This window comes from Nocardiopsis ansamitocini, assembly GCF_030268225.1.
GTDB classification, from domain to species: Bacteria; Actinomycetota; Actinomycetes; order Streptosporangiales; family Streptosporangiaceae; genus Nocardiopsis_D; species Nocardiopsis_D ansamitocini.
Map to the genome: position 1 here is coordinate 658,499 of NZ_BSQG01000002.1, position 17,142 is coordinate 675,640.

11 protein-coding genes and 1 pseudogene are annotated in these 17,142 nt (G+C 70.3%); 9 read left to right on the forward strand and 3 right to left on the reverse strand.

Annotated features, from left to right (window positions below; translation table 11 throughout):
- Positions 1–48 precede the first annotated feature (48 nt).
- The 9 genes from QSJ59_RS09635 (at position 49) to QSJ59_RS09675 (ending at position 9,321) form a co-directional block, all read left to right on the forward strand.
- On the forward strand, positions 49–1,041 hold the full coding sequence (locus tag QSJ59_RS09635) for an NADPH:quinone oxidoreductase family protein (RefSeq protein WP_285758721.1): 993 nt from the start codon (positions 49–51) through the stop codon (positions 1,039–1,041).
- A 210-nt stretch (positions 1,042–1,251) separates the two neighbouring features.
- On the forward strand, positions 1,252–2,052 hold the full coding sequence (locus QSJ59_RS09640) for an SDR family oxidoreductase (RefSeq protein WP_285758723.1): 801 nt from the start codon (positions 1,252–1,254) through the stop codon (positions 2,050–2,052).
- Between the two features lie 147 nt (positions 2,053–2,199).
- The gene (locus QSJ59_RS09645) at positions 2,200–3,234 is read left to right on the forward strand and encodes a CPBP family intramembrane glutamic endopeptidase (protein WP_285758725.1); all 1,035 of its coding nucleotides are present in this window, start codon (positions 2,200–2,202) and stop codon (positions 3,232–3,234) included.
- Between the two features lie 16 nt (positions 3,235–3,250).
- Positions 3,251–4,450: a sensor histidine kinase gene (locus QSJ59_RS09650; protein ID WP_285758727.1), complete on the forward strand. Its 1,200-nt coding sequence runs from the start codon at positions 3,251–3,253 to the stop codon at positions 4,448–4,450.
- Complete coding sequence (locus QSJ59_RS09655) at positions 4,447–5,052, forward strand: response regulator transcription factor (protein ID WP_285758729.1); 606 nt, start codon at positions 4,447–4,449, stop codon at positions 5,050–5,052. Before QSJ59_RS09650 ends, QSJ59_RS09655 begins: the two co-directional genes overlap by 4 nt.
- Positions 5,053–5,127: 75 nt before the next feature.
- A complete protein-coding gene (locus tag QSJ59_RS09660; protein WP_285758730.1) occupies positions 5,128–5,790 on the forward strand; it encodes a hypothetical protein in 663 nt (220 codons plus the stop codon).
- Positions 5,791–6,378: 588 nt separating this feature from the next.
- Positions 6,379–7,788: a hypothetical protein gene (locus QSJ59_RS09665; RefSeq protein WP_285758731.1), complete on the forward strand. Its 1,410-nt coding sequence runs from the start codon at positions 6,379–6,381 to the stop codon at positions 7,786–7,788.
- A 33-nt stretch (positions 7,789–7,821) separates the two neighbouring features.
- On the forward strand, positions 7,822–8,517 hold the full coding sequence (locus QSJ59_RS09670) for a hypothetical protein (RefSeq protein WP_285758732.1): 696 nt from the start codon (positions 7,822–7,824) through the stop codon (positions 8,515–8,517).
- Positions 8,518–8,694: 177 nt separating this feature from the next.
- On the forward strand, positions 8,695–9,321 hold the full coding sequence (locus tag QSJ59_RS09675) for a hypothetical protein (protein ID WP_285758733.1): 627 nt from the start codon (positions 8,695–8,697) through the stop codon (positions 9,319–9,321).
- Positions 9,322–9,327: 6 nt separating this feature from the next.
- On the opposite strand, the gene QSJ59_RS09680 is transcribed toward QSJ59_RS09675, so the two are convergent.
- From QSJ59_RS09680 to QSJ59_RS09690, 3 genes and pseudogenes are all read right to left on the reverse strand, one after another.
- On the reverse strand, positions 9,328–12,639 hold the full coding sequence (locus QSJ59_RS09680) for a right-handed parallel beta-helix repeat-containing protein (protein WP_285758734.1): 3,312 nt from the start codon (positions 12,637–12,639) through the stop codon (positions 9,328–9,330).
- Positions 12,640–12,730: 91 nt separating this feature from the next.
- The gene (locus QSJ59_RS09685; protein ID WP_285758735.1) at positions 12,731–14,311 is read right to left on the reverse strand and encodes a hypothetical protein; all 1,581 of its coding nucleotides are present in this window, start codon (positions 14,309–14,311) and stop codon (positions 12,731–12,733) included.
- 442 nt (positions 14,312–14,753) lie between these two features.
- A pseudogene (locus QSJ59_RS09690) lies at positions 14,754–17,142 on the reverse strand (hypothetical protein); the annotation flags it as partial.

Sequence of the window (17,142 nt, forward strand, 5' to 3'; positions counted from 1 at the left end):
CTCATTACCGACCGGTCGGTATCGCGCTCTCTGTGTCGGAGGCAAGCGGTGAAAGCGTTGCGGGTCCACGAACCGGGCGAGCCCGGCACCGTCCTGAGGGCCGAGGAGGTCGAGCGCCCCGAGCCGGGCCCCGGCCGGCTGCTCGTTCGGGTGAGCGCGGCGGCACTGAACTTTCCCGACGCGCTGCTGTGCCGCGGCCACTACCAGGAGAGGCCCCCGCTGCCCTTCACCCCGGGCGTCGAGGTGTGCGGCGAGGTCGTCGCGGTCGGCGAGGGGGTCCCGGACATCCCAGGGATCGCGGTCGGCGACCGGGTGATCGGCTCGCCGGTGCTGCCCCACGGCGGGTTCGCCGAATACGCGTTGATGACCGCCGCCGAGGTTCTGCCCGCCCCGGGAACGCTCTCCGACGCCCAGGCGTCCACACTGTTCATCGGCTATCAGACCGGGTGGTTCGCACTGCACCGCCGAGCGGAGCTGCGCGCAGGGGAGACCGTCCTGGTGCACGCGGCGGCCGGGGGCGTGGGCGGTGCGGCGGTCCAGTTGGCCAAGGCCGCCGGCGCCCGGGTGATCGGCGTCGTGGGCGGTGCGGCGAAGACGGACCATGCCCGCGCGCTGGGCGCCGACGTGGTCGTGGACCGGCACACCCAGGACTTCGTTCCGGTGGTCAAGGAGGTCACCGGGGGGCGCGGCGCCGACGTCGTCTTCGACCCCGTTGGGGGCGACGCCTTCACTCGCTCCACCAAGTGCGTGGCCTTCGAGGGGCGCGTCGTGGTGGTCGGCTTCGCCGGCGGCACCATTCCCGCGCCCGCACTCAACCACGTCCTGCTCAAGAACTACTCGCTGCTCGGACTGCACTGGGGGCTCTACGTCCGCCGTGCGCCCGCCCTGGTGCGGGAATGCCACGAACAGCTCACCGACCTCGCGGCGCGCGGCCAGATCACGCCGGTGGTCAGCGAGACGCTCGCTCTCGGGGAGGTCCCCGGGGCGCTTCAGCGGCTGGCCGACGGGACGACGATCGGGCGGTTGGTCGTCGCGGGATGACCCCCTGGGGGCTGCGATCGCCGCCCGGCGGCCGGAAAAGACCTGCTTCCACCCCACCACCGCCTGCGCGGCCGCCCGAACGCGCCCGGGCGTGCGGTCATGGGTGACCACGGGAACCGTGATCGCCCGGAAGCCCTGGGAAGACCACCCGTTCCCACCCCCTGAAGAACGTTCGACCCCCTGCAAGACCTGAAGAACTGGAGACCCCGCATGGGACGCCCCTTCGACGTGGCCGGCCGCACCGTTGTCGTCACCGGTGGTGCCGGCGGTATCGGGTACGCACTCGCCGATCGCCTCCTGCGCGGGGGAGCCGCCCGGGTGGTGCTCGCCGACCGCGACGGCGGACAGGCCGCAGAGGCCGCCGCCCGGTTGGGCGAGCGGGCCCACGGCATCACCCTGGACGTCACCGACGCCGCCGCGGTGGCCGCGGTCGTCGAGGAGGTCGAGAAGACCGCCCCCATCGACCTGTGGTGCGCCAACGCCGGTGTCGCGCGGGGCGAGGAGTTGGGCGGGGACGCCGACTGGGAGGTCTCCTGGCGCGTCCACGTCCGGGCCACGTTGCACGTCGCCCGGATTCTGGTGCCCCGAATGGTGGGGCGCGGCGGCGGCCACATCATGATCACCGCCTCGGCGGCGGGGCTGCTCACCAACGTCGACTCCGCCGCCTACTCGGTCACCAAGCACGCCGCGGTCGCCTTCGCCGAATGGCTGGCCGTCCGTTACGGCGACGACGGCCTCGACGTCTCCTGCCTGTGCCCCATGGGGGTCAACACCGCCATGACCGCCCAGGACGGGCCCGCCGCCGCGACCCGGCTCGGCGGGGCGTACATCGAGCCCGAGGACGTCGCGGAGTCCGCGGTTCTTGCGCTGGCGGAGGGCCGTTTCCTGATCCTGCCCCAGCCGCAGGCCGCGGTCATGGAGCAGCACCGTGCGGGCGACCGCGACCGCTGGCTCTCGGGCATGCGCAGGGCCTGGCGGGAACTGCGCGCCGCACGGCCCTCTGCACCCTGACCGCCACGACCGTTGTAGACGTCGGCCGGGAGGCGGCGAAGGCCCCGTCGGGCATGACAGATGTCATGCCCGACCCGTGCGGGACGCGGAGAAAACCCATGATCGGCGACACTCTGTAATGGCCCTATGCCGGATTAGCGTCGAGACATGCACCTCGACGACGACCGTTTCCCTTCGCCCCCGACCCCGCCAGCGGACCCCGGAGCGGTGCGGACCTCCCCGACCTCCCCGGACGGCCCCGCGGTACCGCCCCGGCGCAGCCGCGGCCCGTGGCCGGTGCCGCCGGGCGTGGAGTACCACCGTGTGCTCGCGGGGGAGAAGCGCCGGATCGGGCGCGGCATCCTCGCGATCGTGCTCCTCCTGGCCGGCCTGTTCGTCTTCGGCGTCGTCCTCTCCGAGGCCGCCGCCTTCATCGACACGCGGTCGGCCACCACCGCGCCAGCGGGGAGCGGCCCCGTGTACACGCCGCTGTTCCACGCCGCCACCTTGTCCTCGATCGCCCTGCTCATCCCGTGGAGCATGGCCATCCAGCGGTGGCTCTACGGCGTGCGCGCAGCCTCACTGCACTCCGTGGTGTCGCGCTTCAGGTTCGATGTGTTCGGGCGGGCGGTCATGTTCATCGGCCCCGTCTGGCTGATCGCCTCGGTCGTCCTGAGCCTCCTCGTGCCCAAGGAGCAGGCGTACTGGTCGTCAGCGGGCCTGGCCGCCATGTTCGTCTTCACCGTCCTGCTGGCGCCCTTGCAGTCGGCCGGGGAGGAGTACGGCCTGCGCGGGCTCGTCCTCCGCGTCGCCGGGAGCTGGGGCCGGGGCCCGCGTGCGGGACTGGCCTCCGGCGTCCTGGTCTCCAGCCTGGTGTTCATGGTCATCCACCTCTCGACCGACCCGTGGCTGAACCTCTGGTACTTCACGTCCGCCGTCAGCCTGGCCCTCATCACCTGGCGCACCGGCGGGATCGAGATCGCGATCGTCGTGCACGCGCTGAACAACACGTTCCTCTTCCTCTTCGACATCGTCATGCACTCCGACTTCGACTCCATTTTCGAGCGGTCGGCTGGGGCCGGGTCGCCCGCCGTGCTCGTCCTCTGCGCCGCCGTCGTCGCGATCACGGCGGTGGTGTGGCTGCGCACGCGCCGGACGGGACCGGTCCTGACCCCCTCGGGTCCGCAGTCGGTGCGGGGGTGACGCGACAATGGCGGTCATGAGCGACTCACCACCGGTCGGCGCCCGCAAGTTCGAGACCTACGCGCGCTGGTCCGCCTACCTGGCCGTCTCGATGCCGGTCGGCACCCTCCTCCGGAGCGCCGCCGAGGCGGACCGGCTCACCGGGGCGGCCCTCGCCGTGTCGGTCGCGGCGGTCGTGCTCTGCCTCCTCCTCGTCACCGGGAACGTCCTCGTCACCAAGTGGAGCATCGACACCCTCGTCGGGCGCGCACGGCGTCTTCCCCTCGCCGGTGTCGTCGTGTGGCTGCTGGTCCTCGCCGCCTTCACGGTCGTGGCCTCCATGCTTTCCCACCCCGCGATGGGCCTAACGGTCGCCGCGGCGACCGGTTCGGCGGCCGCGAGCTTCGTCCCCGCCCTCCACGCGCGCCGGGCACTGCTGCTCAACGCGGTGACCCTCGTCCTCACCGTCCCGCTCATCGGCTTCGCCGACCTCGTCCTCCTGCTGTCCGCCGTGGTCCTGACCACCATCATCCTGTGGCTCTGCTGGTCGAGCGCCTGGATGCTGCGGGTGCTGCGCGAGCTGCAGGCCGCGCACGAGACCCGGGCCGAACTCGCGCTCGCGAACGAACGCCTGCGCATCTCCCGCGACCTCCACGACGTGTTCGGCCGGACCCTGGCGACGATCGCGGTCAAGAGTTCGTTGGCGTCGGAACTGGTCGGGCGCGGCCACGGCGAGCGGGCCGCGGCCGAGATCACCGAGGTCCGGCGCCTCGCCGATGAGGCCGGGACCGAAGTCCGCCGGGTTGTGCGCGGCGAGCTCCGCACGACCTGGGAGGGCGAGGTGTCGGGTGCGCGATCACTGCTGGAGTCCGCCGGCATCCGCTGCACGGTGACCGGGGACCCCGTGCCGGAGGAGTGCGCGCAGGCGCTCGCGTGGGTCGTGCGCGAGGGCGTCACCAACGTGCTGCGCCACTCGGCGGCGACCCGGGTCACCCTCGCGACCGCCGACGAGGACGGGGAGGTGCTCCTCAGCATCGCCAACGACGGGGCCGCTCCTGCGGGCTCCGCGCGGACCGACGGGTTCGACGCGCACGCGGCTGCCGTCGGCGGGGGAATGGGGCTGCGCTCGATGTCCGAGCGGATCCGTGCGCTGGGCGGTCGCCTCACCACGCGCCGCGACGGCACCTGGTTCCTGCTCGACGCCACCGTCCCGTCCCCGGAGGGAGACCCCGCATGACGCGCATCCTCGTCGCCGACGACGAACACCTCATCCGCGACGCCGTCGCCGGACTGCTCGACCTGGAGGACGACTTCGAGGTCGTCGGCAGGGCCGCGTCGGGCGACGAGGCACTGGCGACGGCCCTGCGGGTCCGTCCCGACGTGGCCCTGCTCGACCTGCAACTGCCCGGGCCCGACGGCATCGAGGTGGCCCGGCGGCTCGCGGTGGAACTCCCGGACTGCCGCTGCGTCATCGTCACCTCGCACGGTCGCCCCGGCTACCTGAAGTCGGCCCTCGCCGCGGGCGTGCGCGGTTTCCTGCCCAAAACCGTCTCCTCCCGCACGTTCGCCCGGGTCGTGCGCAGCGTCGCGGACGGAGGGCGCTACGTCGACCCCGAGCTAGCGGCCGAGGCGATCAGCGCGGGGGACTCCCCGCTCAGCCCGCGCGAGGCCGACGTCCTCGCCCTGGCGCGCGACGGCGCGCCCGTCGAGGAGATCGCCCGGCGCGTCTCGCTCTCCCGGGGGACCGTGCGCAACCACCTCGCGGCAGCCATCGCCAAGCTCGACACCTCGAACCGGCACGAGGCCGCGCGCGTCGCCGCCGAGCACGGCTGGATCTGAACCGGTCCGGTGGCCTGGAGACCGGACCGGCCCCGATACAGGCGAGTCGTTCCCCACGATGACAAGGAGTCCGCGATGTTCGAGGAATGGCGGCGGCGTCGGGCCGCTCGGCGGGTCGAACCCGGTGACGGGCGCCCCCTGAAACGCTTCCGCCGGTGGCAGCCGCTCTCCCGTGCCCTGTTCTCCCTCTCGTCGGAGGGTGACGACGGCCGACTGGTCGTCTATGCCGTCGACGTCGACCACGGGCAGCGGTTCCTGTCCGAGGACGGCAAGGGCAGGGCCCACCTGTACCTCGACGGCAGACACCACGCCGAGTCCGTGCTCCCCGCGGCCTTCCCCGTCCGGGGCGGCACGATCGAGGTGGAGGAGTCGACATTCGGCCTCAAGCGCTGCCACTACGTCACCGTCGAGGGGACCGAGTACCGACTCGTCCCGGACCCGAGGTCCGGCGAGGGGCGCCGCGTGCGCTTCGACCGTGAGCACCCCGTGCTGAGCCGCTGGGTCGGCTTCTCCTCCCTGGCCCTGGCCGTCGTCTCCCTGGCCCTCGTACTTCCCCAGCTTGTCGAAGCGGCCTTCCTGCTGCCGCCCGTGGCCCAGCGTTTCGGCACCTTCACCTCACCCGTCGACCTGCCCGCATGGCTCAACGTCACGCTCGGGCTCGGGATCACGCTGGCCGGCGCGGAGCGCGCGCTGCGCCTGCGGTACAACTGGCTGCTCGACTCCGTCGGGCAGGGGTGACGGCGGATCGGTTGATTGGAGTCCGGTTCCACCGGTCGCCCCGGTTTTTCCGGGCACGTTCCGGGGGCGACGTCCGGTGTTTCCTTCGTTGACCAGCGAACTCGCCGAGTTACGGTCCGGTTTACCGCGAATATCCAAGCGGCCGAATGTGGCCAATGCGGTGGCTGGTCGGGCACGAGGGGATAACGGAATCGGTCGCGGATCGCCACGGGGTGCCCTTTCACCGGTACTGTGCCCTCGGTGTCGGCACAGCTCATCAGGCGTGCCCGGGCCCGACCATCGACCAACCGGGTGGTCCGGAACCAGTAGTGGTGCCGTCCGGAACCTGGTTTCTTACGGCTGGGCAGGGAGAATCGAGAATCAGTATGATCGTCACTATCAAGGGGAACTCCTGCGCCCCTCCTTCTCTCCACCCCCCGTCCGCGATCGGCCCGCAACGCGATTTCCGGGCCTCAACGGCGGACACGAACCGTACCCGAACGGGTTCACGCCGGTGATGATCACAGTGTCCGCGCCTCGCACCGTGTCCCGAGGCGGCCGGCGTGCGTCCTCGCCGGTGTCGCGCCCGGCCCGTCGCCTGGAGGTGTCATGACGCAGTCCGCCCAGCCGGGCGACCGGGTCACCGTCGTCATCGCCTCCGACGAGCTCAGCGCGGTGGTCACCATCGAGGGACGGCCCCAGACCGTGCGGGGGGAGGGCGCGAAGGAGACCCGCCGGATCGCCCTCGACCTCGCCGCGGGCTACGCCACGCACATCGGCCGCCCCGTGCTCATCGAGGCGCGGGACGACTTCGGGGTGCTTCGCCTGGAGGCCGCTCCGGGAGGGGTCGTGCGGGGCCTGACCGAAACCTCGCCGCTCCCGCAGCCCAAGCCCAAACCCGCGCGGAGCGGGAAGGGCGGTGCCAAGGTCGCGCTGGCCGTCATCGGCGGCCTGGTGGCCATCGGGCTGGTCGCGGTCGGCGTGGTCGTGGTCATCGGTCTCCTGCCCGGTCAGACGGTGGCGCAGGACGGCGGAGAAGGACCGGTGCTGCTGGACGGGCGTTCGCCGCCCGCCGGCTTCGCCTCCACCGCGGACTGGCGGATCCCCCTTGCCCCGGGGACCCGGCCGGCCGTCGCGCCGGACGGGGGGAGCGCGGCGATCATCACCCTCGACGAACGCCTCGCCCTCGTCGACGGTTCCGGTGAGCAGTCGTGGTCGGGGGAACTGCCTCTCCCCGTCAGCGAGATCAAGGGCCTACTGAGGTTCGGCGAAGGACCGGACGGCCCCCGGGTCGTCGTCGTGGGTCCTTCGTCGTTCTGGCTCTGGCCCACCGGCGGGGGAGACCCCGTGGAGTATCCGCTCGCCTCGGGTGCCCAGGTCACCTTCGGCGGTAGCGCGCCACTCGTCACCACCGACGACGGCGTGCTGCTGCCGCAGGACGACGAGCTGGTCGAGGTCGATGTGCCGGAGGGGGCCGGGGCCATGCTCGCGCACGGCTCCGAGGTCCTGATGGCGGCGGTGGGCGCCCGCTGGTTCTGGGTTCCCGGCGAAGGGGCGTCCACCGAGGTCGAGGCGGACGCCCCCGAGGGGGCCGAGGACGAGGGCCGGATGCTCACGGCATCGGAGAACTACGTCGTCGTGCGGTGGAAGGACCCGGCCGCCGACCGTGTCCTCCTGGGGTTCCACGACCCCAGGGACGGCTCGGTCGTCGCCTCCGCTTCGATCGCGGTCGAAGAGCTCGCGGACGCCCACCTGATCGAGGGGGCGGGTGTCGCGGCGTACGGGTCCGTCCTGCTCGACCCGGACAGTCGGGAGACGCGGGTGCTCAGCGGCTTCAAGCCGTTGAGCGCGGCCGGAGACGTCCTCTACGGCGAGCTCGACGGCGAGCAGGTGGCGGTGGGAGCCGACGCACTGCCCGAGGAGATGGAACCGAACGCGGCCCGTCCGTGGGGGCTGCTCGACGGCCGGGCCGTCGTCGTCGACGGCAACAACGGCCTTTACGCACTTCCCCCTGATTAACCCTTTTGTCCTTTGTTTCTAGTGAGGAGACGCATGTCCTACACAGCACGTGCTCTCGGCGTGACGGCCGCTGGCATCCTTGCCTTCGGCTTCACGGCGACCCCTGCGCTTGCTGACGGCGCTGTCGCGCCGGAGGCACCGGTCGAGGACGCCCTCGCCCAGGAGGCGCAGGAAGCGGCGGTCACGCTTCCCGCGGCCGTCGTCCCGATGTTGGACGAGGTCGACCCGCCCATCGACCCCCCGGTCGACCCGCCCGTTGACCCGCCCATCGACCCCCCGGTCGACCCGCCCGTTGACCCTCCGGTGGACCCCCCGGTGGACCCGCCCGTTGACCCTCCGGTGGACCCCCCGGTGGACCCGCCCACGACCCCGCCCACCACCCCTCCGGGTAACGGCGGCGGTGGCGAGACCCCCGGTCCCGGTACCCCCGGCGGTGGCGGTAACGGTGGCGGTGGCAGCACCGGTGGTGGCGGTAACACCGGTGGTGGCGACGGTGGCGACACCAGGCCCAGCGGCGCGGCTCCGGCCGGGAACAGCGGCGGCTCCGGCGGCTCCGGCGACGGCGGCCAGACCGGTACCACCGGCGCCAAGGGCGACAAGGCCGACGAGCAGCTCCCGGTCACCGGTGTCGACCTCACCGGTTTCATGATCGGTGCGGCCATGATCACCGGGATCGGCGCGGTGACGGTCTTCGCCGCGCGTCGTCCCACGCGACAGGTCCAGCTCTAGCGATCGGCCCACCTCCTGCGGGAGGTGGGCAACGGCCCCCTTCGTGTTCGTCGCGAAGGGGGCCGCGCTTTGCCCGACGCTACCCGAACCTTGAAGTTTCGTGGCTCGGCGTGACAGTCTAATTGCACTCAGTTACTATCTTCTCGTTCGCGTCGTCCTGTCGGGAAAAGGAGTGCAATGGCTGTACCCAGGAGTATTGCCCGGGGAGTGGCGGTCTCGGCCGTCACCGCGGCACTTCTGCCCCCCGTCCCCGCTCTCGCCGACGACCGCGACCCCGCCGACCTCCCGGCCCTGGCCATCTCCCTCACCGACTCCCGCGACCGCATCGAGCCGGGGGAGGAGACCGACTACACCCTCACCCTGCGCAACGACGGCGAGCGGGCGGTCGAGGGCATCACCCTCGCCCAGACCGGCCCGCCGGAACTGGAGTTCCGCAGACCGGGGGAGGGCGGGCAGGTCCGCGGCGGTGCCGTCACCTGGCAGCTCTCCCTCGAACCGGGCGAGGAGGCGGTGCGCACCGTCACCGCGCTCATGAACGAGACCGGTTCCGACGTCTGGCGGGTGGCCGTGACCGCCTGCGCGGGCCTGGCCGCCGACCCCGCGCCGATCGTGTGCGCCAGCGACGCCAACCTGCTCCCGGCCGCCACGGCCGCCGACACGGCCGTCCGGGACACCGGCCTGACCGGCCTGCCCGCCCCGCTGCTCAAAGCCGTCTGCGCCGCCGCGGCGCTCGCCCTCCTCGTGGCCGCGGCGGCGGGACTGCTCTACTGGCGCCGCACCTCGATGGAGCGCCGGGCGGCCTGAACCGGGTCAGAGCGGCGGGATGTCCTCGGGCAGCAGCGTGCTGAAGTCCTCCCGGCCGATGTCGCCGCCCATCTTCACCAGGCGTCCGGCCTGCCTGGTGATCATGCGCTCCAGCACCTGGCGGGCGTAGCGCGCGTTACCGAAGGACGAGCCGCGCGGGACCGCCGAGAAGTGCTCGGCCAGGGCCTCCAGGGTCGCCGGACCGCACTCGTAGCCGGAGCCGCGCGCCATGCCGTCGATGATGCTGACCAGTTCCGCGTCGCTGTAGTTGTGGAACTCCACCCGGTGGCTGAACCGCGAGGACAGACCGGGGTTGGAGTCCATGAACCGGGCCATCTCGTCGGTGTAGCCGGCGACGATCACCGCCACCTCGTCGCGGTGGTCCTCCATCAGCTTGAGCAGGGTGTCCACGGCCTCCTGGCCGAAGTCCTGTCCGCTGCCGCCCCGGGGGGTCAGGGTGTAGGCCTCGTCGATGAACAGCACGCCGCCCTTGGCGCGCTCGAACACCTCCGTGGTCATCTGCGCGGTGTGGCCGATGTAGCGCCCCACCAGGTCCGAGCGCGCCGCTTCGATGACCTGGCCCGACGGCAGCACGCCGAGGGTGCGCAGCAACTGGCCGTACAACCGCGCGACCGTCGTCTTACCGGTACCGGGGGCGCCGGTGAAGACCAGGTGGTGGCTCATGGAGGTCACCGGCATGCCCATGGCCTTGCGCTGGTTGGACATGAGCAGCAGGTTGGCGAGGTCGTTGACGGTCTCCTTGACCTCGCTCAGTCCGGTCAACGAGTCCAGTTCGGCGCGCAGCTGGGCGAGTTCGTCGACGCTCTCGCCGGCCTTCTCCGACTCCGACACCTCCACGCCGAGGTCCACCGGCAGCAGCCGGGTGAAGTCGGCCGCGTTGTCCGGCGGGTCGCCGCCCAGCCGGTACGCCTGCCGGTCGATCATCTCCTCGAACAGTTTGCGCGCGCTGCGGCCGTTGCCGAACGTGGCGCCCCGGTGCATCCCCTCGAAGACCGTGCGCAGCGCGGCCTTCGTCTCGTCCACCAGCTCGTACTGGTGGGTGCCGCACATGTTCTCGACGATCTGCACCAGTTCGTCGACCTCGTAGTTGGGGAACTCCACCGTCCGGCTGAACCGCGAGGCCATACCGGGGTTGGCCGCGAGGAAGCCCTGCATCTCGTCGGTGTAGCCGGCGACGATCACCACGACGTCGTCGCGGTGGTCCTCCATCAGCTTCACGAGGGTGTCGATGGCCTCCCGGCCGAAGTCGGGGCCGCTGCCGCCGCCCTCCTGACCCCCCGAGAGGGTGTAGGCCTCGTCGACGAACAACACGCCGCCCTTGGCGCGCTCGAACACCTCGGTGGTCTTGATCGCGGTCCCGCCCACGTACTGCGACACCAGGTCCACCCGCGCCACCTCGATCACGTGGCCGTACCGCAGCACGTCCAGCTCGGCCAGGATGCGGCCGTAGAGGCGCGCGACCGTCGTCTTACCGGTACCGGGCGGCCCGCCGAAGACCAGGTGGCGGCTCATCGGCGGCGTGGGCAGGCCCATCTCCGCGCGCCGCTTGGCCATCTGGTTGCGGTTGATGAGCGTCTTGACCTCATGCTTGACGTTGGCCAGCCCCACCAGCGCGTCCAGCTCGGCCAAGGGACCCTCGGGCTCCTCCTCGTCCTGCCCGCCGGCCTCGCCCGAAGGAAGCGGCGGAAGCTGGGCGGAGTCGCCGGCGGCGTCCTCGCCGTAGGAGTCCGGTACGCCGTTGCCGCTGCTCAGGAGGTCGTTGGCGCGGACCCGCTCGCTGCGCACGGTCTGGCGCAGCCCGGCCCGCCCGTTCTCGCGCACCGAGCAGTCCTCCAACAGGACGTCCTCGGTGCTGTGCACGAGGACGCCGTCACCCGCGTTGGCGAAGACCTCGCACCGGCGCAGGGTGGAGCGCGCGCCGGCTGCCACGAGCACACCGTTGCGCCGTCCGTTGTAGACCCGGGTGCGCAGCAGCGACGCCTCGCCGCCGTTGTGGACGGCGACCCCGTCGCCGGTGCACTCGGAGACGTCGCAGTCGCGGAGGTCGGCCCGCGCCTCCGCGCTCACGGTGATCCCGGTGTCGCGGCTCTCGCGGATCTGCACCCCCGTCAGCAGCGGCCGGGAGCGCTCGTCCACCTGCACGGCGCTCTTGCCGGTCCGCTCCACCGTGACGTTCTCCAGGCGGCCCTGGCCGCCCTTGCGGAAGCGCACGCCCTGGCCGCGGGTGTCGGTGACGGCGATGCCCCGCAGGAACGGGCTGCTGGCCTCGATGGCGAACCCGGGGCCGTCGGTGCCGGTGACCAGCCCCCGGTCGAACTCGGTGGTGCTGCCGCCGAGCACGCTCACGCCCTTGCCGCCGCGCACGGTCAGCCCGATGAAGGACGTGGCCGCCCGGTCCTCGGCGCGCACGCCGTCGCTCCCGGCATCCTCGACCTCGCAGTCGGTGAACAGTCCCCGGGCCTTGTTCCACACGTGGATGCCCACGCCCTTGGGGCGGGCCACCCGGACCCGGCGCATCTGGGGGTCCGAACCGTTGTGCACGGCGACGCCGCGCCCGCCCAGGTCGTCGAAGCGGCAGTCCTCGACCTCCACGCGGCTGCGGCTGGACACCACCAGGCCGTCGTCGGGGCAGTCGTGCACCCGGACGTCGCGCAGGGCGGTGGAGGAGTCGTCCTCCAACGCGATGGCGGGTTTGGCGCACCCGGAGATGTCGCAGTCCTCGATGAGGCCGGACGCCTGGCCGCTGGCGAACACCCCGTTGCCGCGCACGTCGCGGAACACGCAGGAGCGCACCGTGGGCCGCCCGCGATCGCCGATGACCAGCGCGCTGGTCTCGACGTCCTCGATCACGCAGTCCTCGATGATGCTGGTCTCGGCGGTGGTGATGACCACGCCCGCCCCGGCCGAGCAGGTGACGCGGCTCTCGCGCATCGCCAGCGCGCCGGTCTCGCGCACCACGACGGCCGTCCAGGCCGAGCCGTCCACCTCGCAGTCGGCCATCTCCACCTGTCCGGCGGGGATGTCCACGGCGGGCCGCTCCTCGTCGCGGCCGCGCAGCACCAGGCCGGACAGCTTCACCGCCTCCGCGCCCGAGATCACCGCGCTGCCCGACTCCGCCGTGATCTCCACGCTGCCCCGGCCGTCCCGCGCCATCAGCGTGACGACCTTGAGCAGCATCAGGCTCTCCTCGTAGCGGCCTGGAGCGATGGTGATGATGGCGCCGCTCTGCGCCGCGGCCAGCGCCGCTCCGATCGTCGTGTGCCCGTCCGGGGCTACCGTCAGGAGTTGCCTGGCCATCTGGTCTTCCTCTTCTCGATTCCGGGCCCCGGGCGGCCCTGTGCGCGATGGTACGGGGTGTTGGGCCCGCTCCGGACGGGGGATTCCGGGATCAGTCGCACGTCGCCCTGATGGCTCCGGCCGCGACGTGGGAACTCCTGCCCTCCTGGTCGGCGAGAGTATTTTCGCCGATGTTGGTGAGCTGGACGGTGAAACTCTCGGCGGGAGAGACGAGTCCGACGACCTTCACCCAGCCGCCGCGCACCTCCGACTGGCCGATGCCGAAGATGCCCACGGAGTCGCCCTCGGGCCGGTCACCGGGGAAGATCTGGTACTTGGCCTCCGCTTCCCCGACCCACAGCGGGCTCTCGTCGTCGGGCACGTACACCAGAAGCTCGCACGAGGCGCCCGCCGTGCCGGGGGTGAAGGTCCAGTGCGCGAACTGGCCGTCGCCGCGTTCGGGGTCGCCCGAGACGGGGATGGCGTCGTAGGTGCCGTAGCAGCCCTCCGCGTCGGTGTTCGCGTCGCGGGTGGCCCAGGAGGCGAAGCCCTCGCCCTCCTCCCACATGCCGGTGCGGCCGTAGGAGGTGGGGCCGTCCTCGGCGCAGCCGGGGCCGGCGACCTCGGAGTAGGCGGGGCCGGACTCCGAGGGGGAGGCGGAGGGGGACGGAGAGGGGGCGTCCGACGGTTCGGGCGACGCGGAGGCGTCGGCGGCCTCCCCGTCGGCCTCGTCCGGGGACGCCTCGGGGGACGGTTCCGCGTCGCCCTCCGGTGAGGGCTCCCCGGACGGCTCCTCGGAGGGGACCGCCGCCGAGAACGCGTTCATCCGCCCTTCGGGTTCGGCGGCCTCCTCGTCCTCGGCCGGTGCGGCGGCGGCCTTGGCGCCCTTCTCGGCGGGCGGCGCCGCGTCCCCGCTGGGGGCCTGCGACCCGCCGACGCCGGGCAGGGAGTCGATGATCCCGGGGGCGTCCTCGCCCTTCATCGACGCCTCCGGCGCCTTCTCGTCGGCGCCCCCGCCGGTTTCCCGCTCCCCGCCGGAGGAGGCGACCGAACCGCCACGGGTGCCCTCCTCGGACGGGGCTCCAGCCCCGCCGCCGCCGGACTCCCCGCCGTCTTCCCCGGGGGAGGGGGAGGCACCGAGGGGCCCGGAGCCCCCGCTCTCCTCCTTCTTGGCCTCCGGCACGTACCCCGCCGAGGTGTCCTCCGGTGCGTCGTTGACGCCCCCGCCGCCACCGGAGCCCGCGTCGTCGCCGGAGGCCGCCTGGCGCCGGTCACCGGAGCCGGCGTCCAGGCCGGCCTGGGTGACCGCGGAGCCGTCCGCGCCGTCCGCCAGGCTGCCCGCGCTCAAGGGGACGGTCTCCAACGACACGTCCTGGGTGCCGGCCGAGACCGCGAAGGGCGCGGCGACCAGGATCAGTCCGGCGATGGCCGCGCCCGCGAGCACGGGGGCGCCGGGGCGGCCCAGCCGCGCGGTGGGGTCGACGGCCTCCAGCGGCGCGCCGGTCGTGGCGCCCACGGAGTCGAAGGCGCGGGGGCGCGCGATGGCCTCGGCCGCCGTGGCCGCGTCGGTGGAGGACGCGGCGTCCGCGGCCACCGGGCGCGGGACGTCGGGGAGGCTCGTGTCGCGGGCGGCGGGGGCCGCGTCCGCTTCGGGCGCCGTCTTCTTCTGCGCACCCTCGAACTTCTCGGTCATTGACGGGCGTCCTTTCCAAAACCCTCGGCGGATCTGACCGCGCGGGGGAGCGGGGCCGGGGGGAACCTGGCGCTGCACGGGTGCGGGTGGGGGTTTCCCGCGGGGGCGGGCCGTGTCGCTGGCCGCGCCGGCGGTGGACGGCGGCGGCCGTCCGACCGGCTGGGCGTCATTTCCACAAGCTCTGAAGGGCGTCGACAGGCGGGAGAGGGCCGCCGCGTCCGGTGAGGTGCCTCCGGGGCGGATGCGTCTTTCCCTGTTTCTGCCGCACCCTTTCTACCATTCTCGACTATCCGCCCCCACTTGCGGAAGGTCGTGGGCCCTCCGGTCGGGGAACAGCCGTCCACCACATGCCCGGGCAGTCCGGGGACCGGTCGGGACAGGGGCTCGCCGACGCGCACGGCGCGCGGAGCCCGGGACGTGTCCTCGGTCACACCGTTCTCGCCTAGGTCGTTCCGTCGTTCGGATCGCCCAGCAGCGCGTCCCGGAACAAGTCGTTGATGCTGCGCGGCGGCTCCGGGGTGCTCGGGGCCTGCGTCGTCGGAGCGGGGGCGGGTGCCGGGGGGTTCTGCCGGTGGACGGTGGTGTGGCTGGACTCGCCCCCTGGGGGCGGCGGGAGAAGGTCGTCGAGCGCTGGATCGGCGGCGCGCTGGGCGTTCCAGGCGTCGATTACTCGATTGAAGAAATCTCTTTTCTCGGGGAAGCTGACGATATTTTTTTTGCCATTTTCCCCATTGGGTATCACCGGGTTGTAGCTTCTGTTTTCTATCAGCTTTTCAATTTCACCATTACTGTGATGTTGGATTATTTTTTTGACAAGATTTGTGGAAACGTGTTTGAGGATTGGTGTGGAGTTTTTGAATTTCTGAATGGCGGCTTCTTTGGACTTGGGGTCGGGCTTGGACTTGGGGTCGGGCTTGGGGTCGGGCTTGGGCTTGGGGTCGGGCTTGGACTTGGTGGGGAGTGCGGCTGGGGTGGGGAGGAGGTTTTTGAGTGCGTCGTTGGTTTGGCGTTGGTTGTTCCATTCAGTAACGACCTGATGAAGGAGTTCGAATTTCTTTTCTTGGCTTCTGAGTTTTTTTCTGTCTCCATCGAGGTTGATGCTCGGGTTGAAGCTCGTGTCTCTTGAGAGTTGGTCGATGGTGTTGTTTCGGTAGGCGTCGAAGATTTTGTTGATGGTTTGGTTGCTGGAGTTTTCGAGGATGGGTGCGGCGTTTTTGAGTTGCTGTATTTCGGGGATCGGGCTGGGGGTTGCGGCGCGAGTGTCGACTTCGGGGTTGATGACTGCGGATCCGGGGCTGATCGGGGCGTCGGTGCCAAAGTCGGTGTTGGGCTCCGGTAGGCCAGTGTCCGTGCTGGTGTCCATAGGGACTGGGCCGAACCCGGTGTCGGTTGCGGTGGCGCTCCACTCCATGGAGCCCTCGGGGGCGGGCCGGGATGTGCCGTCGGTGTTTGCGGGCGGGGTGAGGAGGGCGTCGAGTTCGGGATCGGTTTGGCGTTGGGCGTTCCACGAATCCCTGACTCGGGTGAGGAAGGAGTATTTATCGGCGGACCTTCGGATTTGGCTTCTGGTTCCGCTGCCGTCGAGGTCGACTCGTGGATAGAAGTTCGTTTTTTCTGCGAGTTGGTCGAGGGTGTTGTTTCGGTAGGCGTCAAGAATTTTCTGGATGGTTCGACTACTAGCATTCTTGAGGAGCGGGGTGGTTTCCTTGAAGGTGGAGATGTTTTTCTTGAGTTTTTGAATTTCTTCTTGGTCGGACCTGATGGCTTCGGGGGATTCCTGGTTGGGGGAAGTGAAAAGTTCGGGGTTGGTCCGGCGTTGGGTGTCCCAGGCAGTGGTGACCTGTTCGAGGAATGAGGCTTTATCGGCGATAATTGTAAGCTGTTTTTTGTTTCTGGTGCCGTTGAAGTCGACCTGTGGTCGGAAGTTCGTGTTTTTGGCGAGTTGTTGGATGGTTTTATTGAGGTAGGCGTCGAGGATTTTTTCGATAATTTCGCCGCTGGAATCCTTGAGGATGGGTGCGGCGTCTTTGAGTTTTTGGAAATTGGGGATTGTTGCTGGTTCTGGGAGAAGGGCGGCGAGTGCGGGGTTGGTTTGGCGTTGGTTGTTCCAGGCGGTGGCTACCTGTTCGAGGAATGAGGCTTTATTGGTGAAGCTTTGGAGTTCTTCTCTGTTTCCGGTTCTGTTGAGGTCGACTTTCGGGTGGAAGTTTTTTTCTTTGGCGAGTTGGGTGAGGTTGTTGTCGCGGTAGGAATCGAGGATTCTCTGGATGGTTTGGCTGTTGGAATCCTTGAGTATGGGTGCGGCGTTTTTGAGTTGTTGGATTTCTGGGTTTGGATTGGGGGTCGCGATGGAGATGTTCTGGAGGGATGTAAAGAGTTCGGGGCTGATTTGGCGCTGGGTGTTCCAGGCGGTGATGACCTGTTCGAGGAATGAGGCTTTATCGGCAAGGCTTTCGAGTCGTTTTATTTTTCCGGTTTCATTGAGGTTGACTTTCGGGTGGAAGTTTTTGTTTCTAGTGAGTTGGTCGAGGGTGTTTCCTCGGTAGGCGTCGAGGATTTTTTGGACGGTTAGAACGCTGATGTCCCTGAGGAGGGGGGTGGCGTTTTTGAGTCGTTGTATCTCAGTGGTGAGGAGGCCGGAGACTGTGGGGTTGTTTTCCCAGGTGGTGAGGAGTGCGCGGGTGAGTTGGGTGCCTTGGCGTCCGTGGGTGTGGGTGTGCCAGGCGTCGTAGACCTGGGTGAGGGTGGGGTTGTGGTCGGTGGCTGCGTGGAGGAGTTGGTGGGCTTGGGTGGTGGTGAGGTGGGGGGGTGCGTTGGGGGTGGTGCGGTGG